The sequence below is a fragment of the Lacticaseibacillus manihotivorans DSM 13343 = JCM 12514 genome (assembly GCF_001435035.1).
GTDB classification, from domain to species: Bacteria; Bacillota; Bacilli; order Lactobacillales; family Lactobacillaceae; genus Lacticaseibacillus; species Lacticaseibacillus manihotivorans.
Map to the genome: position 1 here is coordinate 1 of NZ_AZEU01000038.1, position 25,985 is coordinate 25,985.

Here is a 25,985-nt window from a genome sequence, read left to right on the forward strand (position 1 = left end):
CTTATTTGAGTGCGCCTATGGTTAGGTATCTCTATCTCTAGTATTTTTCAAACTTGAATTCCTTTCAATGGCGAGTGACTTTTTCAACATTCGCCAGGCACATTCGTTTAATTGCCATAGTCAAGCCCCTTTTCTGGTGTCGATGAACAAAAAAACGCACCCCCACTTCGCTATGAAGTGAGGGACGCGTTTGCGTGTTACCACCCTAATTCGCGCAAAAAATCTGCGCCTCAACGGTACGCTTTCGCATACCCGGCAAAGTAACGCTTGCCAACGGTTTGCAAGCGTGAACTTGCAAACGGCTCTGAGCTCATCTTCGTGCTTTTTATCGTTAGGCCTCGCACCTTATGGCCTTTCTCTTTAAACGATCGCCGGCATTACTCTTCTCATCGACACCGAATCATTTGAATGTCGTTATTATGTGGGAATAAGGAGAAAGTGTCAACCCTAATTTCATAAAAAGTTAATTTTTTTATTGAGCAGATCTGATATGATTCCATCACTTCCACAGATGGCGGCAATTTCCGTTGATATCGTTGGGCCACTTGCTTAAGTTGCTGATAATCAAATTGTAGGCGTGTTATTTTTTTAGTGCGCATTCCCTAACTTTATTTTAATTTTGAAGTTCTTAAAAAGTTTATGCGTTATCTTTTTTCTAATCTGTTGACAGGACCAATTTGGACGACTATTGTAGACAACAATAACTTGATCGAACACGTCGACAGGATAAGTAAGCGCGCAATGTTGCTCAGAGAGCCGCCATTTGGTGCAAGGCGGACAACAACCACTCTGAAAATGGTCCTTAAGTGTTTCAGCGGTGAGCATTGGTAAATCGCTGACGGGCAGACGCTCGTTACCACGTCACGGTATCGCTTCGGCTGTACCGGTTGAGGTTTATTGTGTGAGCAATAAACAACTCCAAGGTGGTAACGCGCATGTCGCCCTTGGCCTAGCAATAGGTCAAGGGCGACTTTTTTTGCCCATGATCAAAGAAAGGAATGTATTATGACAGAAACATCCAACCTCTCTGAAGAGGAAGCACCACAAATTGATGCGATTCGCGCCTTCTTTGCACCAGCCGCAATTTTTCTCACGTTGATCGCACAGTTGATCCTCCCAAAAGCCGCTGCCGTTACCGCCAAATCTTTGCCTTGGTACACCGATGTATTACTGGTCGCCTTGGTGATCACCGTGGCCTTGGCTTTGTTTCATTTATTCACCGGCAAAGCCCAAGGTTTTGTGTATAAAAGCTATTTTATCGGCGGGGTGTTCATCGTTTTAGGCCTCTATAATCTGGTCACGTTAAAATTTGCGCTGATCAATCCGCTATTTTTCCCCAGTCCTGAATCGATCCTCAACGTGATTGTCAAAGATTGGGCGTTCTTGCTGAAATGTTTGGGCTACTCCACCAGACTGCTACTCACCGGTTTGGCGTTTGGGATCACCGCTGGCTTGATCACCGGCGTGTTGATTGGCTGGTATGCCAACTGGAGTTACTGGTTATCCCCAGTGGTCAAACTCTTTGGTCCAATTCCTTCCACAGCATTCATTCCTGTGGCCTTGTCCGCTTTTGCCACTAGCTTTCAAGCCTCCGTGTTCTTAATTGCTTTATCCACTTGGTTTCCGATCACGATTTTGACTAATTCTGGCATTATCAATGTCAAAAAGGAATTCTTTGAAGTCGCCGACACCATGGGCGCAAGCGATGCGCAGAAAATTTTCCATGTGGCCATTCCCGGTGCTTTGCCCGATATTTTCGTGGGGATCTTTAACGGGATCTGTTCTTCTTTCATCACCTTGATGACGGCAGAAATGATCGGCGTGAAATATGGCATTGGCTGGTACATCAACTGGCAGCGGCAAATCATGGGTTACGCCAATGTTTATGCCGGCCTGCTCGTCATCGCCGTCAGCTTCAGTTTGTTGATCACGATTTTCTTTAAGATCCGCGATCACTTCTTGCGCTGGCAGAAAGGAATCATCCAATGGTAGAAACATTAGGCGAAATTCAAATCAACGATGTCCAAAAAATTTATCAAGCTGACGGCCTTGGCGCCAAAAAGACTGAAGCGATCCACCATGTGTCCGCCACCATCCACCCAGGTGAATTCGTTGCCTTGATTGGCCCATCTGGTTGTGGCAAATCCACGCTGTTGCGCATCCTCGCCGGCCTTGACGTGCCAACAGAAGGCACCGTGGTGGTCGATGGCAACCAAATCGCCGGTCCCAGTCGCGAACGCGGCTTAGTCTTTCAAGATGCCACGCTTTATCCCTGGCTCACCATCGCCGAAAATGTGCGGTTTGGCTTGAAGCTCGATCATCAAAAAGACACCGATGCGCAAGTCAAAGAATTTATCGACTTGGTCGGCTTGACCGGCTTTGAAGATCAGTATCCTTCACAACTTTCTGGGGGGATGCAACAACGCGTCGCCATTGCCCGGGCGTTGATCAACTATCCAAAGATCTTATTATTTGACGAACCTTTCGGCGCCTTGGATGCTTTCACCCGCATGAGATTACATGATCAATTGATCAACATCTGGCAAAAGCGCAAGTTGACCATGGTCATCGTCACCCATGATGTGGAAGAAGCCGTGTACCTCGCTGATCGGGTGTTCACCATGACCCCACGTCCTGCCATTTTAAAAGAAATCGTGCCGGTGAACTTACCCCACCCGCGCGATCGCAACAGTCCAGAATTCATTGCATTGAAAGAAAAAGTCTTGGGGATCTTAAATTTTAAGGCGTAAAGCGCCACGAGGAGTGTCAGTTTATGAAAAAGCAAAACAACAAGAAAACGGCTTGGATCGCCGTTGCCGTCGTGGCAGTATTGGCCATTTTGTTAGCAGTCGTGTTCGTCAACCAAAACAAAAAGTCAGCATCTAACAGCAAAACGCAAACCACGGCCATCGCCAATAACAAAAAAGATGACAATTACGTCTTAAAGCTTGGCGAAGCTGGTGGGGTTTGTGGGGCGCCACAACAAATCGCCCAAGCCAAAGGGTTCTTCAAAAAAGTCGGCTTGAAGTATAAAATCGTCAAAACTTCTGCTGATTCTTCTGCGGTTGAAACGGTCACCTCTGGTAAAGTCGATGCTTCCAATACATTGTTAGGTTCGATCATCCAACCTTTAGCCAACGGCGCGCAACTGAAAATCACCACTGGCTTGCACACTGGCTGTGTCAGCTTGTTGACAGCTAAAGGCTCCACCATCAAATCCGCTAAAGATTTCGTCGGCAAGAAAATCGGGGTTTCCACGGTTGCTGGGACTGAAGCCACTTTCACCAAGCGCTGGTTAGGGGATAACGGGGTCGATGTGAACTCCAACACTTCCAAAGTGCAATTCGTGCAATATGATGCCTCTGAATTAGCCATCGCGTTGGCAAAAGGCCAAGTCGATGCCATTGCCATTGAAGATCCAGATGTGCAAATCGCCGTTAAGCAATACGGGTTCAACGTTTTAGCTAGCTCTGCCAAAACTGCCCCATTCAACACCGAATATTGCTGTGTTGCCTTTGTTTCTGACAAGCTCGCCAAAGAACATCCAGAAGTTGCCCGCAAGTATACTTTAGCAATGCAAGAAGCTACGCAATGGGTCAAGAACCACCAAGCCCAAACAGCTAAAATCGCCATCGCCAAGAAATATGTTGCCGGCAAAGCCTCTGTGAACATGGAAGCTATGGCCACATACAACTGGAAAGCCTCTTACAACGGCGGGACCAAAGCCTTTGTGCAAGCTGGGACGGATTTACAAAAACTCGGCATCGTCAACAAAGATACTGATCTCAATGCCTTAGCTAAGAATTCCTTCATCAAATTTGATGGCGTGAAATAAATTTCGTGAAGCCTCGAGCTGTGGTGGTTCGAGGCTTTTTTGCGTCCAATGACAATTTCTGCGCATAATATGGGCGAATAGGAGTTGAAGGACTATGGATTTTACAAATCAACGCATCTTAATAATCGGCGGCACCTCAGGCTTTGGTGCTTCCGTGGCAAATTCAAGTTTAAAAGCTGGTGCCCATGTGCATGTGATCGGGCATGATCCGATCCGGCTGCATAAATTCTTAATGAGTCACCCTGGAATTGCTGGCTCATCATTAGACGCTAGTGACCCTGATGCCTTACAAGCTTATTTCTCCCGACACGAAAATTACGACCATTTGATTTCAACGTTAGGTGGGGCCATGGGTGGCGGCTTTTTGGATAGTGAACTCGCCATGATCCGCAAAACCATCGAGGATAAGTTCTTTGCCAATCTTTCACTCGCCCGTTCCGCTGCTGGACACATCTCGCAAAGTATGACGTTTACTTCCGGTTCTGGTGGTCATCCCCAAGATGCAAGCGGCGCGATTATCGGCAATCAAGCCATCAACACCATGGTTCGTGGCCTGGCAGTTGAGCTCGCCCCAGATGTGCGCGTGAATGCAGTATCGCCAACTTGGACGCAAACCGGCTTGTGGCGCGGCATATCGCAAGCAGAATTAACGAAACAAGCCGCAGACTTTGCCCAAAATGTCCCGCTTGGCCGGACTGCGACGATCGAAGAAGTTGCCAGCGGATATTTATATCTGATGGAAAATCAGTTTATCACCGGACAAGTCTTAGCCATTGATGGTGGCGTCGACTTATAAACGCAAAAAATGAGGCCAAGACATAATTCCAAATTTCTGCATAGTCGCGTTCCATAAAGCAACGCCCAGAAATACAAACGCCTCTACACCGCGATTAAAGAGCAAATCGTGATGTAGAGGCGCTTGTATTATGGGCTAAGACCGCTTTATGTCTCAGCCTCATTTTTTGTGTTTAAGCAGTTACGGCCTTGCTTTCGATTTTCACGCGGTTCAACAAGACTGAACTCGTCACCACCGACAGGCTGGATAAAGCCATCGCTAGTCCCGCAAACTCAGGACTCAAGGTCAACCCAATGGCATAAAACAGGCCAGCAGCCACCGGAATGCCTAGAACATTGTAGACAAACGCCCAAAACAGGTTCAACTTGATCCGGTTGAACGTCTTTTTACTCAAAGCCAACGCCCGGTCAACATCCATTAAATCGTTTTTGACTAAGACGATGCCACCTGATTCAATGGCAATATCGGTCCCAGAGCCCATCGCGATCCCAACGTCCGCAACAGTCAACGCCGGCGCATCATTGATGCCATCGCCGACAAAAGCCACAGCGCCGTCTTTTTGTAAGGCTTGCACATGATCGGCTTTATCACCTGGTAACACATCGGCGATCACTTCATCGATGCCGACTTGCTTGGCGATGGCTTGAGCAACGCGGACGTTATCGCCAGTCAACATCACGGTCTTCAACCCACGAGCATGAAGCGCAGCGATGGCTGACTTAGAACTTGGCTTTGGCGCATCTTGAATGGCGATCAAGCCGATCACTTGATTCTCGACGCCGACATAAACCACAGTCTTGGCTTGATCTTGTAAGTCGGCGACTTGAGCTTGTAACTCGTCAGGCAAAACGCTATCTGCGGCAAGCTTATCGTTCCCAACAAAAGCCCGCTTCCCGCCAACTAAAGCTGTAACGCCTTTACCTTCGACGGCTTTAAAGTCTGATACTTCAGAGACTTTCAAATCATCAGCTTTAGCCTGGGCTAACACAGCTGTTGCCAAAGGATGTTCAGACGTTGCTTCAAGCGCTGCAGCAGTTGCCAACACAGTTGCGCGATCCCCGATCACATCCGTCACGATCGGCTTACCATTGGTGATCGTCCCAGTTTTATCAAAGACCACCGTTTTGACATCATTGACCGCTTCAAGCACTTCCCCGTTTTTGATCAAAATCCCCATTTTGGCAGAGCGCCCAGTCCCGACCATCAAAGCAGTCGGTGTTGCTAAGCCTAAAGCACATGGGCAGGCAATGACCACCACAGAAACAGCGAAAATCAAACTGTTGGCAACAGAAGCGCCAACAATCACATACCACACCATGAAGGTTAAAATCGCAATGATCAACACCACTGGCACGAAGATATCAGACACCTTGTCGGTCAGCTTTTGAATGGGAGCGTGGGAGTTTTGCGCCTTTTTCACCATGTCGACGATTTGAGCGAGCATCGTATCATCGCCGACTTTTTTAGCAGTATAAGTCACCGTCCCAGTGCCGTTGATTGTCGCGCCGATCACCGAATCGCCCACTTTTTTCTCAACTGGCATGCTTTCGCCAGTGACCATGGATTCATCGATGGTCGATTGGCCGTCAACGATCACACCATCCACCGCGATTTTTTCACCAGGGCGCGCGCGCAGCTGATCACCGACCACCACTTCAGACAAAGGCAAGCGCACCCACTGGTTATCACGCATGACTTCAGCATCTTTGGCTTGTAAGTCGACTAACTTGGCTACTGCGTTGGACGCATTGTTGCGCATGCGTTCTTCAAAGACTTGGCCGAGCAACACGAACGTCGTCACCACCGCAGCAGATTCAAAGAACACTTCGCGGCCAGTCGCCATGGCGTACATACTATAGAAGTAAGCCGTCGCCGTGCCGATCGCGACTAACGTATCCATATTGGCATGATGTTTGGTAAATGAAGCCCAAGCACTTTGCCAAAATGGTACTGCAGAAATCAGCATCACGATACTGGTCAAAATCAACATGGTCCATTGCCCACCTGGCAACATCCAGCCAAACAACGGGTGGAAAACCATTTCCAATACCATAGGCAAGCTGAAAATCAGCGATACCCAAAAGCGGCTCGTAATTGACATTATTTGACCTCCACATGACCGAAGAACATATCCATCCCGCAACTATAAGTAAACGTGCCGGGTTTTGACGTGTCGATGTCAACGGTTTGGGTTTGGTCGATCGGCAGTTCCGTTTCAAAGTTGAAGTCTTTAGAATGTACCACGTCCAAACACCCTTGGGTATTGGTCCGCGTAAAGGTCAACGTGGTAGGTACACCTTGTTTTGCCGTGACCGTTTCTGGTTCGTATCCGCCGTCAACGGTGATGTTGATGTTTTGAATTTCTTTCATGATGATTTTCTCCTTATTCGATGACTAATTGGCCGTGAAACATGTCCATCCCGCAAGCCCAAGTGTAAGTACCAGGCTTTGAGGTGTCGATTTTGATCGCTTGGGTCTCGCCTTTAGGCAACTCTTGGTTGATCCCAAAATCTGAGAACACCACGCGATCCAAACAACTCGACGGATCCGTGCGGGTAAAGTTTAAGACTGCTGGCACGCCGGCTTTTAATACCACGCGCTCTGGCGAGTAGCCACCTTTGACCAACACATCGACCGTTTGTTGTTGGTTTTCCACTTTGGCGGATTCCGTAGCGACCGCATGCTTGCCGAAGAACCACCAAATAATAAATCCGATCAACGCGATACCGACGATCAACACAATGATTTGACTCATGCTTGCACTTCCTTTTCACATTCACAATTATCGGCTAAACAGTTGCAGGCGACTTGCTCTGGCGCCGTTTGGGCTTTTTCTGCCAGCACTTTTTGCATCCGTTCAATGTCTGAGCGACTCAAGGGACTGCTTTCAAGCAAGTTCGTTAAAATCGCCCCTTTTTTCATGTCACACAGACTATCAAACAACGTGTTCGCAGATTTTTGCATCGCGTGTTGTTCAGAAATTTCTGGGTGATACATGAACTGCCGGCCTACTTTCGTGGTGGTCAACGCTTGTTTTTCCACTAACCGGCGCAACAAGGTTTTGATCGTGGACTGCGACCAGTCGCGCTTGGCTTGTAACGCTTGGATAATGGTCGTCGTATCGGCTTGCGACTTGGTCCAAATCACCCGCATCACATTCCATTCTGCTGGGGACATTTCAATGCTTGCCATCCGTTCGCCTCCTAAAATCTACATTTGTAACTTACAAACACAATATAGCGTTTAAATTTACATTTGTCAACGATAACCACAAAAGCCACACCTTCACAATTTTTGTGAAGGTGCAGCTTTCAGCATATATAATCACTCCGCACTAGAACTATTTGTTAACAACATCAAGAACATGTTTGCCTTCTTCAATGTTGCCATCAGCAAAAGTCCCAAAGCTTGCCACGGCATCCATATTTGTGACCACCGTGATCACCACTGGATCTTTGCCTGCCGCTTTGATTTTTTGCGTGTCCATCAAGCCTAGTTGTTGCCCAGCAACCACATGTTTGCCAGCCTTAACATCCATCGAGAAAGGTTCGCCTTTCAATTCAACGGTATCAATTCCTAAATGAATCAATAGCTCTAATCCTGAATCAGCCTTGATCGTAATGGCATGCATGGTATCAGCAACTGAAATGATCGTCCCATCAACTGGTGACACCACCGTTTCCATAGTTGGTTCAATGGCAAAACCATCACCTAACATTTTTTGTGAAAAAGCGTTATCATGAACTGCTGAGATTTGTTGTAAATCGCCACTAGCAGTCGCTACCAAAGCTGTTTTTGCCCCAGCTGTGGGTGCTGCCGTCATGATTTCATCAACGCTTGGCGCTGCGACAGTTGCAGTCGCAGTTTCCAACAAGACACCACTTTCGTCTTTGGCTAACATGGCATCCTTTGGAACACCAAAGAAGTAGGTTGCCACAAAGCCACCAGCATAAGCAGCCAACAATCCAAACACATAGCCCATAGCATTTCCAAAGCCACCGTGAATCAATGGAATCAAGGCGACCCCAGAAGGTCCGATGGAAGTGGCCCCGATACCACCGATGGCACCGATCACAGCACCGCCGACACCACCGCCGACGCAGGCTGTGATAAATGGCCGACCAAGTGTTAAGGAAACCCCGTAGATCAATGGTTCACCGACACCTAAGATCCCAACTGGCAGTGCCCCTTTGATCATATTCGTCAATTGCTTGTTTTTACGACAACGGATCCACAATGCGATTGCGGCCCCAACTTGACCGGCACCAGCCATAGCCAAGATTGGTAACAGTGGCGTCATGCCTAAGTCTTTGATCATTTCCAAGTGAATTGGCGTCAAGATTTGATGTAACCCTAACATGACCATCGGCAAGAATACCAACCCCAAGACGAATCCTGAGAAAGCCCCACCAACATTTAAGACCCAATTGATCGCACCAACTAAGGAATTTGAAACCCAACCCGCTGCTGGCATGACTAAGAAGATCGTAAAGATACCCATAATCAATAAAGTAAAGAACGGTGAGAAAATGATGTCAACTGAATCTGGAATATGATTATGAAACCACCGTTCAACATAGCTCATGATCCAAACGGCAAACAGCACCCCGATGATCCCACCAGACCCGGCAACGAGATCTTTACCGGTGAAAATATTTGGTAATGCGGCTGGTGCCACGACCCCGGGCAAGTAAATCAACCCGGCGATAATCCCACCAAGTCCTGGTGTGGCTTTGAATTCACGCGCAGCATTGATCCCGACGTAAATATTCAAGTAGGTGAACAAACCACCGTTGATAACTTTCATGGTTAAAATCAACGTTGCCCAGCTAGCACCGATTGTCCCAGCGGCTTGTAAGTTTGACAAGACCCCAGCGATCCCTGAAATTAAACCCGCGCCAACAAAGGCTGGAATCAATGGAATGAAAATTGAACTGATATGCTTTAAAGCTGCGCGCCACCAAGTTTGCTTTTGAGACGCTTTGTGCGCATCATGCACTTGTTTGGCCTTGGCTTCAACGGCTGCTTTACCCGATTGATAATCGCTAGTACTTGCAACTGTCGCCTGAGTTGGGAAAGGTTCACCTAAGTCGACTCCGACTTCATCAACCATGCTTTGGGCCACTTTATTGACGACACCCGGTCCTAAAATCACTTGCAAGGTATCTTCTTGGGCGACGCCGAGCACGCCAGGCACTTTCTTGAGTCCTTCGAGATCGACTTGACTATCATCTTTGATTGTCATCCGCACCCGAGTCATACAGTGAATCAACTTGGCAATATTTTCAGGCCCACCAACCTGGGCATAAATGCCGTCGCCAATTATTTTGTATTTGTCTTCAGCCATCAGTTTGTCCTCCTAATCAATTGCTTTTTTGACATAACCATCAGCGGCTTTTAAGCGCTGCTTGGCAGTAGTTTTATCTAAATCGGTTAAGGTCATCACGATTGCCAACTTGACGTCTTGATCTGCGGCTTCGAAATTTTGAGCGGCAGTTTCCGCATCGCAATCCGTGGCTTGTTGAATAATCCGCTTAGCCCGCTCAACCAGCTTCTCGTTAGTCGGGCGCACATCGACCATTAAGTTCTTGTAGACTTTACCGATACCGACCATCGCCCCAGTCGACAACATGTTCAATACCAGCTTTTGTGCGGTACCGGCTTTTAGCCGCGTTGAACCAGTCAGAACTTCAGGACCAACTGGCACTTCAATCACCGTTTTAGCATGCTTTGAGATTTCAGCATTCGCGTTACAAGCCAGAGAAATCGTGGCGGCGCCGACAGATTGAGCGTAATCCAACCCGCCAATCACATAAGGCGTACGCCCTGATGCCGCAATCCCAACCACGGTGTCATTATTGTTCAGCTGATGAGCTTTCAGATCATCAGCGCCCAGTTGCGCATTATCTTCTGCCCCTTCAACAGCCACCGTCATCGCCGTCATCCCGCCAGCAATCAAACCTTGAACCATTTCAGGTGCTGTGCCAAATGTCGGCACACATTCGGCAGCATCTAAAACGCCTAAACGGCCACTTGTCCCAGCACCAATATAAAACAATCGCCCGCCACGCTTAAAGTTTGCGGTAATTATTGTGATTGCTTCGGTAATTGCCGGGAGTACTTGGGCAATACTGCGAGGCACCCCTTGATCCTCTTGATTCATGACCTGAGCAAATTCAGCGACGCTCATTTCATCTAAATGCATCGTTTTATTATTGCGGGTTTCTGTCGTTAAACTTGCTAAATTCATCATGCTTTACTCCTCTTGAATTAATTGAATGGCGGTATTGGCGCCGATTAGATCTAATAATGGTCGATCGGCAACACAAACGCGACCGAGCACGTTGACTTTTTCATCTGGCAACAAGTCACATTTGGTGAGTTGTAATTCGCCAGCATACCGACCGTAGCGCTCATTATCAACCGTTAAGCTTCCGCGTAATCTTGGCTGATCGGCGTTTCGTGGCGTCGGATCCAATAATTGCTTGGTTCGGCCTTCCTCTAAACGCACCACATCGCGCGCGACATCAGGACGATTATGCCAGACTAAATTTTGCAAAACTGGCGAAACGCGGTCTAAATGTAAACTAATCACATCCTCAGTCAAATACTGTGACAAAGCGACTTGCGAGCTTTTCGAAATCGTCTTATCACCAATGTAGATGCGATCAACGCCTTGATGAATCAATTCAACGAATGCTGCTAGCGGACTATAAATGCGATGGGCTTCAAGCGTCGGCAACCGCTGAAATAATGGTCCACGCAACCCGCCATCGCCTGGAATAAAGGCTTGGGTGGTGATGCCTAATTGATGTAACCAGTGATTTTTTTCATCAAACCAATCCCGCGCCAGTCCAGTTTCTGGACGGGGATAATAATTATGCCAAGCTTCCAAGCGCTTAAAATTAGCGCCAAATAATTGCAGTTGTTCAACGTCTGCTTGTGTTAAGGTACTAGCATTCAAGGCAACAGGCATCGCATGGGTCAAAGTCGCGATTGCCTGCATTGAAATCCCATAGTCGATACGCAAGCCAGTCACGCCACTGGCTAAAATCGAATCTGGTTCATCAAGGCGCCACTGCAGTCGGGCAAAACCATCGTCAGAAATATCAGCGATCAAATTAAGGTTTAACTGACGGCACCAACTGCCCAGTTGCGTCACCCGATCGATCAATACTTGCGGATCGTCTTCTGGAATGTGCAACGACGTAAACACGCCGTGACAACCGATTTGTTTCATTTGCTTCAAGTACTCAAAATCTGAATTTGAAAGCTTTGAACTGAGATAAACACTACAACCAAGCATCGACATCCCTCCTTCGTCAGCAATTGAAAGGCACAAGTTTGACAGCAAGATCGGCAAAGCTGCCACGAAATGTAACCCTTTTCATCATCGCGTTTAGTGTATCACGTTAGAAATAGTTTTTCAACTAAGTTACAGTTTTAAAGAAACTTCATTTCACGTTAAGAAACACAACGTCTGTATCTCGTGATACCTCGATTCAGTCACTTACGCACATTGACGACTTCGGTAATAACACTATTGATTAGACCAATAGCAAACATCATTGAATAATTGGCCTAATCATAGAGAAGAAACCGACTTCCGTCAATGGATTCTGTGATATTAAGTGACAGGCTCAAAAGCTGAGCCGAAACATACCAATTGTTAAATTAACTATCATTTACAAAATCCAATCAGTATTTCTGCATTCGAAAGTAGTTTTTCTCCCGTGATTTTTGTAAAAAAAAGAGCACCTCCAAAAAATGCTTGGAGATGCTAATTCAATCCGTTGAGTGCATCAGCACCGCTATTTGTGATGAGCGCGCATACCTTCCATAAATGCTTTTTTGTAGAAATTGACCGCCCGTCGACTGGCGGTGATAGCTTGTTTGGTTTCATCAAAATGTAAAGCCGCATAACGATAATAAATGACATCAACCAGCATAAACTGGGCATGCAAAGATTGCGTCGCCGCAAAACGAATATTGCCTTCGATCGGCATTGATGTAACTAATGGAATGTCGGCATAGGTGACTAAACTGTTGGGACCCAGGGTAGTCATTGTCACGACCAAACCGCCAGCATCATTGGCCATGCGCGCGCCGATCACGGCTTCTGGAGATTCTCCTGAATTGGAAATGATCCAGTAGACTTTATTTTTGGCGCCGTCACCAACTGCTAACGGCAGTAGCTGGTTCACATCATCCGTTGCGATACAATTTAAGCCGAGGCGTGACCATTTTTGAGCGATGTTTTGGGCCACCAAATAAGACGCACTCAGCCCAAAGCAAACCAATTGTGAGGTGGTTTTAAGCGCCTGACACAATTGATCGATGACCGATTGGTCCATTTGATCAACTGTTTCGTGCAGGGATCGCTCAGCATTTTGGAGCAACCGCGCTTGAATCTCCATGACTGTTTCACCGGCCACTACCTCCGGGTTCACGGCAATGGCTGTGGAGGGATCATTAAGGTCGGATGATAATTGGATTTTCAGTTCATTATATCCGGGAAAACGCAGCCGCCGACAAAAACGTGATACCGATGCTGGACTAGTATCCGTCGCTTCTGCCAACGCTTTAACACTCATCCCAAGAACTTGCTGAGGTTCGGCAAGCAAATAATCAGCCAACCGCTTTTCTGCTGCGGTCAAGCTGTTTTGAATACTCATAATATTGCCTTCAACGGACATTCGCTTGCTCCTTTAACCTTCAAAGTTCGATAATCGTTATTTTCATGATACGGCAAAGTAAAAGTGATGTCACCTTGCCGCGCGATGGCATCGTTAATTACCTACTAAAAAGGGCCTCTGAAAATGCCAGATGCCCCTTGTAACATATTCAAAATCTAACCGAATTCAGTCGTCGCCTTCTTCAAGCTTTCGCCGCAAGGCATCCAGCTCTTGGGTTTGCGAGTCGTTCCAAGGCACATTGCGCCGTTTTTCGCGAGTGATGAAAGGATCGGCGGAACTGGTGAACTCTTTATGTGAGCGGCGCACGTAACCTAGGAAATCATGCGACGAGATCCGCAGCGCCCCGCGCGAAAATACGGTCCATTGTTCCGCTTGATCGCTGGTGACCACAGTCAGTTGCACCAAGGGGCTATTGTTGCGATCAGCTAAGGCTTCAATGTAAGAATCGGCAGTTTGCTCCTCATCGGTCCAGACGATTTGCATGTCCCACTGATCATATTTTTGCCCGATGCCTGGCACATACATCGCATCAAACACCACAATGATCTCCGCATTTTCATGGGCGCGGTATTCGGCTAACACTTGCAATAATAAATCGCGGGCGGTATCGAACTTGTCTTCGGCTTTCAGCTTGGCCAACTGCGGCCAATTGCCGATGACGTTATACGCGTCCACGATCAAGATGTGCCGGCGCATGTTACAGGCCTCGATTGGTGAACGCTTGATACATCAAGATCCCTGCAGCCACAGAAGCGTTCAAACTTTGCACATGCCCGACCATAGGAATGGTCAAGGTTTGATCCATCAACTTGGCCACACCTGGGGAAATGCCTTTGCCCTCATTGCCGATCACTAAGGCAATGGCACCATGCGCATCCCACTTGCGGAAGTCTTGGCCGTCCATTGCGGTGCCAAAGATCCAGACATTTTTCTCTTTGAGCGTTTTGATGGTGTTAGCCAAGTTGGTGACGCGAGCGACTGGCACATGCTCGATGGCACCGGTAGAAACCTTGGCCACCGTTGAGGTCAAACCCACTGCGCGGTGCTTGGGAATAATGATGCCGTCAACGCCGATAGCATCCGCCGTCCGCATGATGGAGCCCAGATTGTGAGGATCTTCCAAGTTGTCCAAAATGATAAAGAACGGATCGTGCCCTTCTGCGTGTTTGAACAAGTCATCAATAGTCGCATAGTCATAAGGACTCATTGCCAGCAACACACCTTGGTGATTGCCACCATCAGACATTAAATCGAGCTTGGACTTTGGCACTTGAGAGACTAAGATCTTCTTGCTTTGCGCCGTTTTAACAATCGCATGCACTTGATCCGACTTCATATCCGTTTGCACGAATAATTTGTTGATGTTGGTCGCAGAGCCCACTTTTAAAGCTTCTTCGACAGCATGCCGGCCGAAAGTGAATTCGTTGTCAGCTGGTTCTTGGGGTTCGACTTCCGGTTTCGACCGGCGATCATCGCGGCGGGCCCGGGCTAAACGTTCATCGCGTTCAGCCTTTTGTTTGGGGTCGCGATGAAATTTACGTTTATTTGGTTGTTGTGATTTGGCCATGGCCAGTTCCTCCTGATTCAACATAATCGATACACCATTGCGCCAACTGATCGATGCGTTCGGTTTGTTTGGTGAGTTTCAAATACCCAAACAAGGCTTCAAACCCAGTTGAGATCCGATACGTCACCACATCGGTGTGCTTAGCGTGGGTGTATGATTTGGCATTACGTCCGCGTTTAAAATATTCCCATTCTGTTTCTGTTAATAATGCTTGTTGTTCCATACCGTCGATACAAGCCGCTTGCGCTTTGGCGGAAACAAAGTTCGTCGCTGCACGTTGCAATTGATTAGGCCGCACGAAACCGCGCGCTAACAAATGCTCGCGCACATAGACTTCGTACACCGCATCGCCCAGATAAGCCAAAGCGATGCCGTTTAATTGTAATTCACTCATTTGCGGCGCCACCTCGTTCCTTGTGGGGTATCTTCTAAGATGATGCCTTGGCTTTGCAATTCATCGCGAATCGCATCACTGGTGGCAAAATCTTTATTCGCTCGCGCTTCATCACGTGCAGCAATTTTAGCATCAACGTCTGCATCTAATAACCCAGCGGCTTCAAAATGCACGCCAAAAATCTGTAGCCAAGTGGCTAAGGTCTCACGTAACAATGCTAAGCTATCAGCCTTTGGCGCATCGGTAGCGGCATATTCGTTCATTAACTTGGCTAAGTCATAAACGGTGGCTAGGCCATTTTGCACATTGAAGTCATCATCCATCGCCGTGGTGAAGGCATCAGTCAAGTCAGCGACTTGTTGGGTAATTTGTTCGTCTTCCCCAGCTGACGCATCGGCTTGGCGGAATTCAACGTTAGTGTCTGCGTTGTGCAACTTTTCGAGGTTCGTGGCCGCTTCTTGTAAACCAGTTTCTGAATAACGGATCGGCCGGCGATACTGCGTGCCTGCCATCAAAAAGCGCAGCACCATGGGATCAACGGTTTTGACAATATCATGCACCGTGATGAAGTTGCCCAAAGACTTGGACATTTTGGCATCATCGTCACCGATCGTCACAAAGCCATTGTGCATCCAGTAGTTGGCGAATTTCTTGCCGGTTTTGGCTTCTGATTGCGCAATTTCGTTGGTATGATGTGGAAATTCCAGATCTTGGCCACCAGCATGAATGTCGATGGTATCGCCGAGCATGTTCGTCGCCATCACAGAGCATTCGATATGCCAACCAGGCCGGCCTTCACCCCAAGGCGAATTCCAAGAGATCTCGCCAGGCTTAGCGCCTTTCCACAAGGCAAAGTCGACGGGATCTTCTTTGCGCGCGGTTTCCTCAGTGGCAGTATGTTGACTGGCGCCGAGTTCCAGCTCATCGATATTTTTATTGGCGAGTTCACCGTAATGCGGAGACTTGCGCACGCGGAAGTACACGTCGCCATCCACCGCGTAAGCAAAGCCTTTATCCATCAACACTTGAATAAAGTCGATGATTTCTGGGATCATTTCACTGGCGCGCGGATGAGCAGTGGCCGGTTCAATGCCCACTGCTTTAGTATCCTCCATAAAAGCATCGATAAAATGTTGGGCCAAATCCAGTGGTTCGACCCCAGCCTCATGGGCCGCATTGATGATCTTGTCATCGACGTCGGTGAAGTTTGAAATGTACGTGACTTTGTAGCCGCGATATTCGAAATAACGCCGGATCGTGTCAAAGGCGATCGCAGAGCGGGCATTGCCAATGTGAATGTAATTATAGACTGTCGGGCCACACACATACATGTGGACCTCGCCTGGCACTAATGGTTTGAATTCCTCTTTGCGCCGCGTCAAAGTATTATACAGTTGCATCGCGTCGACTCCTCTCAAGACCTAGTTACGTTCATCATACCTAATATTAAACCTGACATAAAGCCTCACGACACGAAAATCTGTGTGCTCCGCTGAAAAGCGTTCTGGCGGACTGGACGCTTTTCACCTACGCACACAGATTTTCTGGGCTGAGGATCAAGTCAGAGCTTAAAAATTATTTCACTGAATCTGTCAACAGACATTCAGGGCTAATCACAATGTCTGTTTCAATTCTTAAAACAAAAGGCGTTAACTCAAGCTTCTTGCAAAACAGCCAAGAACTGCTTGCCATATTTATCCAATTTGTGTTCGCCGATGCCTTTGATCTTTAACATGCCCAAGCGATCTTGCGGCTTTTCGGCAGCCAATTGCTTGAGGGTTTGATCAGAGAAAATGACATAAGGCGGCACGCCAGAGGCTTCTGCCAATTCACGCCGCAAGTTGCGCAGTTGTTGGAACAAATCATCATCGACTGCCAATGTGGCTTTGGCCTTGGCGGCCATTTTACGTTGAACCTTTTGTTGCCCTTTCAACACGGCGACGCCACTAGCAGTCAAGCCGATGGTTGGATATTGCCCGCCGTTAGCCGCTAACAACCCACTGGCTACCAGAAAATCGATAAAGCCAGTGATTTCTTTTTGCGTTTGCGCGGCCATCAAACCATAAGTGGACAACTCAGATAAGTGCAGTTCGCGAATCCGCGCATTGTTGGCGCCCCCTAGAACTTGCGCCACGACGCCTTTGCCAAAGCGCGAATGCAAGCGGACGACACAAGATAAGACTTTTTGCGCATCGACGGTGACATCCACCAATTCACGTTCATCCAAACAATTCGAACAGCGACCACATGGGGCAGACTTTTCACCGAAATAGCGCAAAATGAACTGTTGCAAACAATCGCCGGTGTTGCCGTATTGCTGCATGGTTTGCAATTTTAGATATTGATGTTGCTTGTATGCTTCATCGCCATCAGATTGATCGATGAAGAAATGCCGGATCTGCAAGTCCTGTGGGGCAAACAATAAAATCGCTTCACTCGGCAAGCCGTCACGGCCTGCTCGGCCGGCTTCTTGATAATAAGACTCCAAATCCCCTGGCACTTGGTCATGGATCACAAAGCGCACGTTTGATTTGTCGATCCCCATGCCAAACGCATTGGTGGCGATCATGATCAACTTGCGATCATATAGGAAGTCTTCTTGATTTTGCGCACGTTCCGTTTCAGATAAGCCGGCGTGATACTTGGTCACAGATAAATGCTTATGATCCAAGAAGTTGTACAAGCGTTCCACTTCTTTGCGCGTCGACGCATAAATGATCCCGGATTGGTCATGGTTGAGTTTCAAATACTCAGTCAAATAAACGTCTTTATCTTGATCGCGCACCACGTTAAACGCGAGGTTCTCCCGGGCAAACCCGGTGTTGACCATGTTGTGGTGATCGATATCGAGCCGATCACAAATATCTTCGGCCACACGCGTAGTGGCAGTCGCCGTTAACGCAACAATTGTAGGATGACTCGGCAGATTTTCGGCGACTTGTTGCAAGTTTAAATAACTCGGCCGGAAATCATGCCCCCATTGCGAAATACAATGGGCTTCATCCACCGCCATCAACGAAATGTTCAATCCGGCCAGTTCGGCTTGAAATTGGGGTTGGTCTAGACGTTCTGGCGCGACGTATAGCATTTTAACGGCACCTTGAGCCGCTAACGTCAGGCGATTTTCGGCTTCTTGATAAGTAAGGCTGGAGTTGATGTAAGTCGCATCGATACCATTTTCGTGCAAGGCATCGACTTGGTCTTTCATCAGCGCGATCAACGGCGACACCACCAAGGTCAACCCTGGCAACACCAAAGCCGGGATCTGGTAGCACAGCGATTTCCCGCCACCTGTCGGCATGACGACTAAGGTGTTTTCCCCGTTTAAGATCTGAGTGATCGCCAAATTTTGCCCCGGGCGAAAAGCGGGATAGCCGAATTTCTCTTGTAAAATCGCCAGTGCCTGCGCGTTCATCAAACCCCTCCATTTCTGTCTTATCCATTTTACCCGTCTTATATAGATTACGCAAAAAGTCAGGAAATCATTTTTGACAAATTCAACACAAAAAAAGCCTGACCAGATTTTGGCCAAGCTTTCGGTGTTTCAGATTTACTTTTGGGCTTGCTTCAAAGCATCTTGCACCGCTTCTTTAAGGGCTTTGCTGGAAACGCTGGCACCAGAGACGGCATCAACATCAGTGGAGTTGGCTTTCACCATTTCATCAGGGAGTTGTTGGATGGCTTTCAAGCCGAAATCACCGGATTCATTTTGTTGCAAGACTTCGATGTTTTGAATTTTGCCATCAGCATAAGTGACCCGCACCACGATTTCATTGCCCATACCGGCGGAGGAGCGGCCGATGTATTGGTTCTCGCCAGTGGTGTAAGTCTTTGGTGCTGCGACTAAATCTGAACCAAAGGCGGAAGTTTGTTGATGGGCACTGGCACCACTGGTGGCGTCAGTCGTAGTTGCTGGGCTATCAGCCTTAGGACGAGCCGCGTTCATCCCTGCGATTTTGCCAAAGATCAAGCATTCAGCTAAGTTGTTGCCGCCTTGATATTGGTTGGCCGAGATCCCGCCGAGTTCCCCAGCAGAATACAAATGAGGAATTGGATTGCCGGTGGTGTCGAGAACTTCAGTGCGGACGTTGCGACGTGGGCCGCCTTGCGTGTTCAACATGCTTTGCCGCAAAGCCAAGGCGTAATAAGGGCCGTCACCTAAAGCCGTCATCGTGGACGCGTCGCGATCAAAGGCTTGATCTTCACCGTTATTGGCGAATTGATCAAAGCGAGCGCGGGTCTTTGCCAAGTTTTCAGCAGGCACATGTAAAATATCAGCCAAATCTACCAAAGTATCCGCATGCGCTAAGCCATCAAGCCAGTCAGGCGCTTGTTCAGCAAATTCCTGGTACTTAGCCGCATCAAAAATCAAATAAGGATGGGCGTTGTTAGCCGGAATCCGCCAAGTGCCGTGATCATACAAGTGACCGTGGCGGTTGGCTTCAGTTTCATTCATATAACGCGTGCCATCATCGCCGATCACAAAAGCAGAACCGGCAGCCATCGTGGTCCAAGCAAACAAGATCTTGCTGCGAGTACCGGCAGGTTTGCGAATGGTCAAGCCGAGGGATTCATAGTTGTGCATGTGCCAGAGATCTGCGCCAACTTCTTGGCCTAACAGCACCCCGTCACCTTTGTTATAAACCGAACCTAATGGCTGCAAGGATTCGGCGCCTAAGTAGTCTTGGATCATTTGTTGATTGTTTTCAAAGCCACCAGTGGCCAACACCACCCCATTGTTGGCGCGAATGTTCAACAATACCGATTCGCGTTCGATTTGGGCACCGATGACGGCTTTAGTGGTTGGATCTTGGATCAAATGCTTAGCTGGGGCTTTGAACCACACATCGATTTTATCAGCGCGCTTGGTGACTTGTTCGCGCAAGGTCTTCCAAAAAGCAGAATCAAAGGTGCCATCATGCACCAAGAGCACATCATAACTGTCGCCCCCAGCATATTCTGGATATTCAGGTAACATTGACTTCAAATCTGGCTTTTCATGATGCCAATCGCGGCGCACGGAAAATGGCTTTTCGATTTCCAAATACTTTTGAAAATAATCGCTCATCCCCACCATGCCATCGACGTAAGTGTCGATCATGTCTTCATCTAAGGCCAATGGGTATTGCAGTCGCTTGTAGTAATTCTTCATTTCGTCAAAGTCTGCGGCTGAGCCAACGATTTGCCCAGCATAACGGGTGTTGCCCCCTTCATGACCAAGTGGCGCGGCATCGACTAACAAGACTTTGGCGCCAGAGTCAGCAGCAAAGCGCGCAGCTGTCGCCCCAGCACCCCCGAAACCTAACACGATCACATCATAGGTGGCATCCCATGCAATTTTTGGTTGAGACATTGAATCATCCTCCTGTTTAGAAATTATTGATTTAAGTTGGGCCATGGCTTTATGCACCGATTTTTGCGTCGATTCACTTAAACTGCCATTGGCAAATTGATGCTGAACGTCATCCAGCGAGACTTTGGCGATCACATCAGCTTTAACGCCGTGAGCATCCATGGCTCGAGCGATCGTGTTCAAACTGGCATGTTGGCCTTGAGTCGCATAGCTGGTACTAAAAATCACCACCGGCTTTTCCGCCAAACGTGGATGATCTTTCGTCAAAGCTTGAATAGCATTGAGCATATCCTCTGTTTGCGCTGGCTCATGTTCCGCTGTGGCAATCACCAAGGCATCCCCTTGTACAACTGCTTGCTTTCCGGCCTCATCAAATAATGGTGCCTGAGCTGCTATGGTCACGATTTGCAAGCTTGAGTGCTTGCGGTGTAAAGCAGATAAAAGTTGACGATCAAACGCTTTTGAACTCCGCGCCGCCGTCAATGCAACGATCTTCATCAACATCACCTCTCGTATTTAGTGTAGCGCTTGTGAGACTTTGTTTAAAGTCACACAAACGTTGCGTCATTATGCAAGAACTGGCATACCGACTAAATGGCAGCCGATCAGCAAATGTCAATCACGATCATTAAGCTTGCATAAAACACGAACTATTAAAAATTTAAATTCAAATATATTCGCGTTAATTTGGGATTTATCTTAACATTCATCAAAAATCAGCGTATACTTCGTTTTATTAACGAACAAAGGCGGTATTTTTTATGCATTGGATTGCGGATTTAATGGCGGCGATTGGCGTCGTCTTAAACGGAATTCCCCAAGGCATCATGGCCATGATGTTAGGCTTTGCAGTTTTTCCCACAACGTTCTCATTTGTTTTTGCCAGTGCCGTCAACGGTATTTTTGGTTCCGTTGCCCCACTTTCATTTCAAGCTGAATCCCTTGCCTTAGTCGGGAACCTCGGCAAAGACCTGCGCGAGCGGTCCTCAATTATCTTTGGGGGCTCGCTGATCATGGTCCTGATCGGCCTAACTGGGTCGTTAACGCGCATCGTCGACTGGCTGGGCAGCGATATTATGAATGCCATGATGGCAGGGGTCGGCATTATGCTCGCCAAAATTGCCATCAACATGACCAAAGCCGAACAAAAAACTGGCTGGCTATCGATCATTATTGCCGTCATCACCTATTTGATCACCAAAGACCTTGTTTGGACGATCGTACTGTCCGTTGGTGGTTCCAGCTTGTATGCGGCATTCATTGAAAAGTATCGCGCAGAATTGCCAGCAAATGTGACGGCTCGGCGGTTCCTATTCACCAAACCGATCATCAATGCCAAAGTGATTCGTGGTGCGTTAAGCTTAGCCTGCTTGAATATCGGGGCCAACATTTCTTATGGGTTGATCACCGGTCAAATGACTGGCATCAAGCCTAACCCAGTCAATCTGAATTTGCTCACCTCAACGCAAGCTTTGGCTGATATGGGCACCAGTTTACTGGGTGGCGCCCCAGTCGAAACGATTATTTCTGCGACTGCCAGCGCGCCAGAGCCTGTGATCGCAGGCATCATCATGATGCTGATCATGGCGGTGATTTTATTTGCCGGCTGGTTACCTAAAATTGGGAAATACGTCCCTTCCAGTGCCATTGCCGGTTTCTTATTGATCCTTGGGATGGTCGTGATTTTCCCTGAAGATGCCGCCGCTGCATTGGCCGGACATCACAGCATGATCGCCGGAATAACGATCGTCACCACTGCAGTATTTGATCCCTTTGCCGGATTAGTCACTGGCGGGGTCTTGAAATTTGTTTTACCATTAGTCGGCTTGGCCTTATAGGAGATCAACATGTCAGAATATTATGAATTGAAGCTGGGACCCTTGCAACGTCGCTTACCTAAAATCACGTTACATCCAGAATTGACCATCGCCTCCTTTGTGTTACTCGGCGACGCAGAACTAACCGAATATGCCGCCAATGCTTTGGCTCAAAAGCTGGCCCAGACCCCTTTTGACTACATCGTCACCATCGAGTCCAAAGGCATCCCCTTGGCACAAGCCTTAAGTGAAAAACTCAAGCAGCCACGCTTTATCGTTTTACGCAAAAGTGTCAAAGATTATATGGTCGCCCCGGTGAGTGTGCCAGTGCATGCCATCACCACCAGTGCCGACCAGCAATTAGTTCTTGATGGCACCGATGCGAAGCTGTTGGCTCATCAGCGCGTGGCGATCATCGATGATGTGATTTCAACTGGCGGCTCGCTTAAAGCAGCCACTGACTTGTTGGCCAAAGCCGATGCAAAAGTGGTCGTGCAAGCCGCAATTTTAGCTGAAGGCGATGCCGCCAAACGTGACGACATTACCTATTTAGCCCCACTGCCATTGTTTTAAATCGATCTGATCGCACAAAAGGCATCCACTTCTCGGTCGTGGATGCCTTTTTCGTGCAATTAAAAAGATGAGCCGATTATCGACTCACCTTTCATGCTTAAGCTTGGCCGGCTAAGTTGTCGTTGCCTAAGCTCATATGTTTCTTACGATGGATGATTTCTTCTTGACGCCCGTGTACCATTGGCCGCTTGTTCGGGTTGCCGAGGTAGCCGCATAAACGCTTGACCACATCACAAGTGTCTGGATTGTGGTTGCCGCATTGTGGGCATTCGTAACCTTTTTCCGTGGCTTTGAATTCACCTTTGAAGCCACATTCGAAGCATTGATCGATCGGCGTGTTGGTGCCAAGGTAGCCGACGATATCATAACCGTAATCCCATACGGCTTCGAGGGCCTTAGGATTTTGCTTCAAGTTAGGGTATTCGCAGTAGTGAATGAAACCGCCGGAACAATACTTGGGATAGTCTTTTTCAAAGTCGAGCTTTTCAAAAGGCGTTGGTTGTTTGCGCACATCATAATGGAAGGAATTGGTGTAATAATCCTTGTCGGTGATATCCTTCACCGTGCCAAAACGCTTCTTATCAGCACGGGCGAAGGTGTCCGTCAATGATTCAGATGGCGTGGAGTAAACGGAGAAGTGATAGCCATATTGCTTTTCCCATTCAACACAGTGATCGTATAAGTCTTTGACCACATCAATGGAAAATTGCTTAGCTTCTGGGTTCTTTTCCCATTCGGAGCCGTAGAACACCGTGCCGACTTCATACAAGCCGATGTAACCCAAGGAAACTGTGGCGCGAGAATTCTTGAACACTTCGTCGACTTTTTGATCGTCGGCCAAGCGTTTGCCAAAGGCCCCGTACTTGTAGAGAATTGGGGCGGATTCAGGAGTGGCTTCCTTAGCGCGTTCCACTTTATAAACCAAGCCTTGCTTGCAGATCTTCAACCGTGCTTCAAGAATTTTCCAGAACTTATCTTTGTCGCCTTTGGATTCCATGGCGATGCGAGGCAAGTTCAAGGTGATGACGCCGAGGTTCATACGTCCAGCGTTGACTTCTTTACCAGTTTCTGGATCTTTCCAACCTTGTAAGAAGCTCCGGCAACCCATTGGTGCTTTGAAGCTGCCAGTGAGTTCAACGATTTTATCATAGGACAAGACGTCTGGGTACATGCGCTTAGTCGCACATTCCAAAGCCAATTGCTTGATGTCGTAGTTCGGATCGCCAGCTTTTAAGTTCAAGCCGCGCTTCAAGGTGAACACCAACTTTGGGAAAATTGCCGTGCGCTTTTCTTTGCCGAGGCCGCCGATCCGGATCTTCAAAATGTCTTTTTGAATTTCGCGTTCGATCCAGTTGGTGCCGAGGCCAAAGCCAACCGTGACGAAAGGTGTTTGCCCTTGGGTGGAGTACAAGGTGTTGACTTGATATTCCAACGTTTGCAACGCATCATAGATATCTTTTTTGGTGCGGCGCTTGGCGTATGTGTCTTGTTTGTCGGCATCGTCAGTGAGTTCTGCGGCTTCGACTAAGTGCTTTTGGTAGTTCTTTTCCGCAAAAGGTGCGAGCACTTCATCAGTCCGGTCAGATGAACAGCCACCATATTGAGAGCTGGCCACGTTGGCGATGATTTGCGTCATTTGCGTGACTGCCACTTGAATGGAGTTGGCGGGTTCGACTTCAGCGTTACCGATATTAAAACCATGGTTGAGCATTTCTTTGAAATCGATCAAGCAACAGTTGGTTTCAGCCATAAAGGGCGTGTAGTCCAAGTCATGCCAGTGAATGTCGCCGCGCATGTGAGCGTTCGCCACGGCTGGTGGTAACATTTGTAGCCCCATCGCCTTGGCCACGGCCCCAGCGGTTAAGTCGCGTTGCGTGGAGAACACGCGAGAATCTTTGTTGGCATTTTCGTGAACGACAGTGGAATCGCGATCGATCAGCTTTTGAACGTTGTAGTTGACGTCGGCGCGCTTGGCCCGATCGATATCGCGTTGCATGCGATAGTCGGTGTAAGCTTTGCCCCAATCATATTTGTGGGCATTCAAAATCGCTTCTTCAACGACGCTTTGCACCTCCGCAATGCGGACGTCTTTATCGAAGCGATCTAAAATAGTCGCCACGGCGTCATCAGAAATGGCTTCAATATCGCGGTAGTCTGCTGGTGACAAAGGTTTGTCGACAGACACTGCGGCTTTGGTGATGGCACGCGTAATTTTTTGTTGGTCGAAGTCGACGATGCGACCGTCGCGCTTTTTAATGTTGATTTTGACTTTAATGTCGATCATTGGCATGTACCCCTCCGGATTTCTCAATGGAACTATCATACCATGGAATGGGGCCATATATTGTGTGAAAATTAAAAAAATCTGTTTTTCATTCTAGATATAGTACTACATGTTATTAACTATCTTATGGGACCTAAGCCCGATTTTACGCGGTTTGCAAGTCTTTGCCGCTGTTATAAGATATACTAAACAGCATAAACGGGACAACTGTTGTCCCCGTATCTAGTGCGTCATTAAAGGAGTTATGAACATGAGTGCTCAAACGAAACAGATTTTAACTTGGATCGTCATTGCCATTGTGGCATTGATTTTATTGCCGATAGTTTCTGGCATCATCGCCTTGTTGATCAAGCTAGTCTTGTTGGCTGTGATCATCGGCGTGTTGTACTGGGCTTACCAAAGCTTTATTGCCAAACGGTAATCAGTATTGAAGCGGTGCATCTCAATGTTAGGTGCACTTTTTTAATGCGTTTGAAAACAAAAAAGAGTCCTCACGCTGGGTACATCAGCAACGCAAGTGCATTGTTGAGAGGTATGTGAGGAACTGTTAGCAATACGCTATCAGGCGCTTGACACCCCTGTCAAGTAAATTGTCCAGCCTCAAAATTCAGTTTTTAACTAAAACTTGAAAGCCAGGAATGATGTGTACTTCGCGTCATTCCTGGCTTCT

General features: G+C 47.8%; 22 protein-coding genes. 7 read left to right on the forward strand and 15 right to left on the reverse strand.

What is annotated here, in order from left to right; all coding sequences use genetic code 11:
* Positions 1-1,005 precede the first annotated feature (1,005 nt).
* The 4 genes from FD01_RS02460 (at position 1,006) to FD01_RS02475 (ending at position 4,631) form a co-directional block, all read left to right on the forward strand.
* The gene (locus tag FD01_RS02460) at positions 1,006-1,992 is read left to right on the forward strand and encodes an ABC transporter permease (RefSeq protein ID WP_054716361.1); all 987 of its coding nucleotides are present in this window, start codon (positions 1,006-1,008) and stop codon (positions 1,990-1,992) included.
* Entirely contained in the window at positions 1,986-2,750 is a 765-nt protein-coding gene (locus FD01_RS02465) for an ABC transporter ATP-binding protein (protein WP_056962477.1), read from the forward strand. The genes FD01_RS02460 and FD01_RS02465 overlap by 7 nt, the downstream gene beginning before the upstream one ends.
* Positions 2,751-2,773: 23 nt before the next feature.
* The gene (locus FD01_RS02470; RefSeq protein WP_056962478.1) at positions 2,774-3,835 is read left to right on the forward strand and encodes an ABC transporter substrate-binding protein; all 1,062 of its coding nucleotides are present in this window, start codon (positions 2,774-2,776) and stop codon (positions 3,833-3,835) included.
* Positions 3,836-3,929: 94 nt separating this feature from the next.
* Positions 3,930-4,631 carry an SDR family oxidoreductase gene (locus FD01_RS02475; RefSeq protein ID WP_054716368.1) on the forward strand — a complete coding sequence of 234 codons (702 nt, stop codon included), beginning with the start codon at positions 3,930-3,932 and terminating at the stop codon, positions 4,629-4,631.
* A gap of 172 nt (positions 4,632-4,803) precedes the next feature.
* Here the strand turns inward: FD01_RS02475 and FD01_RS02480 are convergent, their stop codons facing one another.
* The 14 genes from FD01_RS02480 to FD01_RS02545 form a co-directional block, all read right to left on the reverse strand.
* Entirely contained in the window at positions 4,804-6,732 is a 1,929-nt protein-coding gene (locus tag FD01_RS02480; protein ID WP_056962479.1) for a copper-translocating P-type ATPase, read from the reverse strand.
* On the reverse strand, positions 6,732-7,001 hold the full coding sequence (locus FD01_RS02485; RefSeq protein ID WP_054716374.1) for a cupredoxin domain-containing protein: 270 nt from the start codon (positions 6,999-7,001) through the stop codon (positions 6,732-6,734). The genes FD01_RS02480 and FD01_RS02485 overlap by 1 nt, the downstream gene beginning before the upstream one ends.
* A 13-nt stretch (positions 7,002-7,014) precedes the next feature.
* Positions 7,015-7,386, reverse strand: a complete 372-nt coding sequence (locus FD01_RS02490) for a cupredoxin domain-containing protein (protein WP_054716377.1) — start codon at positions 7,384-7,386, stop codon at positions 7,015-7,017.
* A complete protein-coding gene (locus FD01_RS02495) occupies positions 7,383-7,823 on the reverse strand; it encodes a CopY/TcrY family copper transport repressor (RefSeq protein WP_054716381.1) in 441 nt (146 codons plus the stop codon). The genes FD01_RS02490 and FD01_RS02495 overlap by 4 nt, the downstream gene beginning before the upstream one ends.
* A 148-nt stretch (positions 7,824-7,971) precedes the next feature.
* Complete coding sequence (locus FD01_RS02500; protein ID WP_082611657.1) at positions 7,972-9,978, reverse strand: glucose PTS transporter subunit IIA; 2,007 nt, start codon at positions 9,976-9,978, stop codon at positions 7,972-7,974.
* A 12-nt stretch (positions 9,979-9,990) separates the two neighbouring features.
* Entirely contained in the window at positions 9,991-10,881 is an 891-nt protein-coding gene (gene murQ, locus FD01_RS02505) for an N-acetylmuramic acid 6-phosphate etherase (protein ID WP_152164868.1), read from the reverse strand.
* Positions 10,882-10,887: 6 nt separating this feature from the next.
* Positions 10,888-11,937, reverse strand: coding sequence for a DUF871 domain-containing protein (locus tag FD01_RS02510; protein WP_056962480.1), 1,050 nt, complete (start codon positions 11,935-11,937; stop codon positions 10,888-10,890).
* A gap of 505 nt (positions 11,938-12,442) precedes the next feature.
* On the reverse strand, positions 12,443-13,327 hold the full coding sequence (locus FD01_RS02515; RefSeq protein WP_056962481.1) for a MurR/RpiR family transcriptional regulator: 885 nt from the start codon (positions 13,325-13,327) through the stop codon (positions 12,443-12,445).
* A 165-nt stretch (positions 13,328-13,492) separates the two neighbouring features.
* On the reverse strand, positions 13,493-14,023 hold the full coding sequence (locus FD01_RS02520; protein WP_054716389.1) for an NYN domain-containing protein: 531 nt from the start codon (positions 14,021-14,023) through the stop codon (positions 13,493-13,495).
* A 1-nt stretch (position 14,024) separates the two neighbouring features.
* Complete coding sequence (rlmB, locus tag FD01_RS02525; RefSeq protein ID WP_054716392.1) at positions 14,025-14,894, reverse strand: 23S rRNA (guanosine(2251)-2'-O)-methyltransferase RlmB; 870 nt, start codon at positions 14,892-14,894, stop codon at positions 14,025-14,027.
* Positions 14,869-15,288, reverse strand: coding sequence for a Mini-ribonuclease 3 (locus FD01_RS02530; protein WP_056962482.1), 420 nt, complete (start codon positions 15,286-15,288; stop codon positions 14,869-14,871). The genes rlmB and FD01_RS02530 overlap by 26 nt, the downstream gene beginning before the upstream one ends.
* The gene (gene cysS / locus FD01_RS02535; RefSeq protein ID WP_056962483.1) at positions 15,285-16,688 is read right to left on the reverse strand and encodes a cysteine--tRNA ligase; all 1,404 of its coding nucleotides are present in this window, start codon (positions 16,686-16,688) and stop codon (positions 15,285-15,287) included. Before cysS ends, FD01_RS02530 begins: the two co-directional genes overlap by 4 nt.
* A 254-nt stretch (positions 16,689-16,942) precedes the next feature.
* Positions 16,943-18,706 (reverse strand): DNA helicase RecQ, encoded by a 1,764-nt coding sequence (recQ, locus tag FD01_RS02540; protein ID WP_191981517.1) that lies wholly within the window; start codon positions 18,704-18,706, stop codon positions 16,943-16,945.
* 132 nt (positions 18,707-18,838) lie between these two features.
* The gene (locus tag FD01_RS02545; protein ID WP_056962486.1) at positions 18,839-20,641 is read right to left on the reverse strand and encodes an FAD-dependent oxidoreductase; all 1,803 of its coding nucleotides are present in this window, start codon (positions 20,639-20,641) and stop codon (positions 18,839-18,841) included.
* Between the two features lie 761 nt (positions 20,642-21,402).
* Here FD01_RS02545 and FD01_RS02550 point away from each other — a divergent pair.
* Positions 21,403-22,479 (forward strand): hypothetical protein, encoded by a 1,077-nt coding sequence (locus FD01_RS02550; RefSeq protein ID WP_056962485.1) that lies wholly within the window; start codon positions 21,403-21,405, stop codon positions 22,477-22,479.
* A 9-nt stretch (positions 22,480-22,488) separates the two neighbouring features.
* The gene (locus FD01_RS02555; protein WP_054716395.1) at positions 22,489-23,031 is read left to right on the forward strand and encodes a phosphoribosyltransferase family protein; all 543 of its coding nucleotides are present in this window, start codon (positions 22,489-22,491) and stop codon (positions 23,029-23,031) included.
* Positions 23,032-23,128: 97 nt separating this feature from the next.
* On the opposite strand, the gene nrdD is transcribed toward FD01_RS02555, so the two are convergent.
* Positions 23,129-25,315, reverse strand: a complete 2,187-nt coding sequence (nrdD, locus tag FD01_RS02560; protein WP_056962487.1) for an anaerobic ribonucleoside-triphosphate reductase — start codon at positions 25,313-25,315, stop codon at positions 23,129-23,131.
* Positions 25,316-25,565: 250 nt separating this feature from the next.
* On the opposite strand from nrdD, the gene FD01_RS15955 reads away from it, so the two are divergent.
* Positions 25,566-25,736, forward strand: a complete 171-nt coding sequence (locus FD01_RS15955; protein ID WP_156647256.1) for a hypothetical protein — start codon at positions 25,566-25,568, stop codon at positions 25,734-25,736.
* Positions 25,737-25,985: the final 249 nt, after the last annotated feature.

Excerpts from the sequence above, each read along its gene's own strand:
- murQ (WP_152164868.1), bottom strand. The coding sequence starts at position 10,881 with ATGAATTTAGCAAGTTTAACGACAGAAACCCGCAATAATAAAACGATG.
- FD01_RS02510 (WP_056962480.1), bottom strand. The coding sequence starts at position 11,937 with ATGCTTGGTTGTAGTGTTTATCTCAGTTCAAAGCTTTCAAATTCAGAT.
- FD01_RS02490 (WP_054716377.1), bottom strand. The coding sequence starts at position 7,386 with ATGAGTCAAATCATTGTGTTGATCGTCGGTATCGCGTTGATCGGATTT.
- cysS (WP_056962483.1), bottom strand. The coding sequence starts at position 16,688 with ATGCAACTGTATAATACTTTGACGCGGCGCAAAGAGGAATTCAAACCA.
- FD01_RS02500 (WP_082611657.1), bottom strand. The coding sequence starts at position 9,978 with ATGGCTGAAGACAAATACAAAATAATTGGCGACGGCATTTATGCCCAG.
- rlmB (WP_054716392.1), bottom strand. The coding sequence starts at position 14,894 with ATGGCCAAATCACAACAACCAAATAAACGTAAATTTCATCGCGACCCC.
- FD01_RS02520 (WP_054716389.1), bottom strand. The coding sequence starts at position 14,023 with ATGCGCCGGCACATCTTGATCGTGGACGCGTATAACGTCATCGGCAAT.
- FD01_RS02550 (WP_056962485.1), top strand. The coding sequence starts at position 21,403 with ATGCATTGGATTGCGGATTTAATGGCGGCGATTGGCGTCGTCTTAAAC.
- FD01_RS02465 (WP_056962477.1), top strand. The coding sequence starts at position 1,986 with ATGGTAGAAACATTAGGCGAAATTCAAATCAACGATGTCCAAAAAATT.
- FD01_RS02480 (WP_056962479.1), bottom strand. The coding sequence starts at position 6,732 with ATGTCAATTACGAGCCGCTTTTGGGTATCGCTGATTTTCAGCTTGCCT.
- FD01_RS02485 (WP_054716374.1), bottom strand. The coding sequence starts at position 7,001 with ATGAAAGAAATTCAAAACATCAACATCACCGTTGACGGCGGATACGAA.
- FD01_RS02470 (WP_056962478.1), top strand. The coding sequence starts at position 2,774 with ATGAAAAAGCAAAACAACAAGAAAACGGCTTGGATCGCCGTTGCCGTC.
- FD01_RS15955 (WP_156647256.1), top strand. The coding sequence starts at position 25,566 with ATGAGTGCTCAAACGAAACAGATTTTAACTTGGATCGTCATTGCCATT.
- FD01_RS02515 (WP_056962481.1), bottom strand. The coding sequence starts at position 13,327 with ATGTCCGTTGAAGGCAATATTATGAGTATTCAAAACAGCTTGACCGCA.
- FD01_RS02545 (WP_056962486.1), bottom strand. The coding sequence starts at position 20,641 with ATGTCTCAACCAAAAATTGCATGGGATGCCACCTATGATGTGATCGTG.
- FD01_RS02475 (WP_054716368.1), top strand. The coding sequence starts at position 3,930 with ATGGATTTTACAAATCAACGCATCTTAATAATCGGCGGCACCTCAGGC.
- FD01_RS02495 (WP_054716381.1), bottom strand. The coding sequence starts at position 7,823 with ATGGCAAGCATTGAAATGTCCCCAGCAGAATGGAATGTGATGCGGGTG.
- FD01_RS02530 (WP_056962482.1), bottom strand. The coding sequence starts at position 15,288 with ATGAGTGAATTACAATTAAACGGCATCGCTTTGGCTTATCTGGGCGAT.
- FD01_RS02555 (WP_054716395.1), top strand. The coding sequence starts at position 22,489 with ATGTCAGAATATTATGAATTGAAGCTGGGACCCTTGCAACGTCGCTTA.
- FD01_RS02460 (WP_054716361.1), top strand. The coding sequence starts at position 1,006 with ATGACAGAAACATCCAACCTCTCTGAAGAGGAAGCACCACAAATTGAT.
- nrdD (WP_056962487.1), bottom strand. The coding sequence starts at position 25,315 with ATGATCGACATTAAAGTCAAAATCAACATTAAAAAGCGCGACGGTCGC.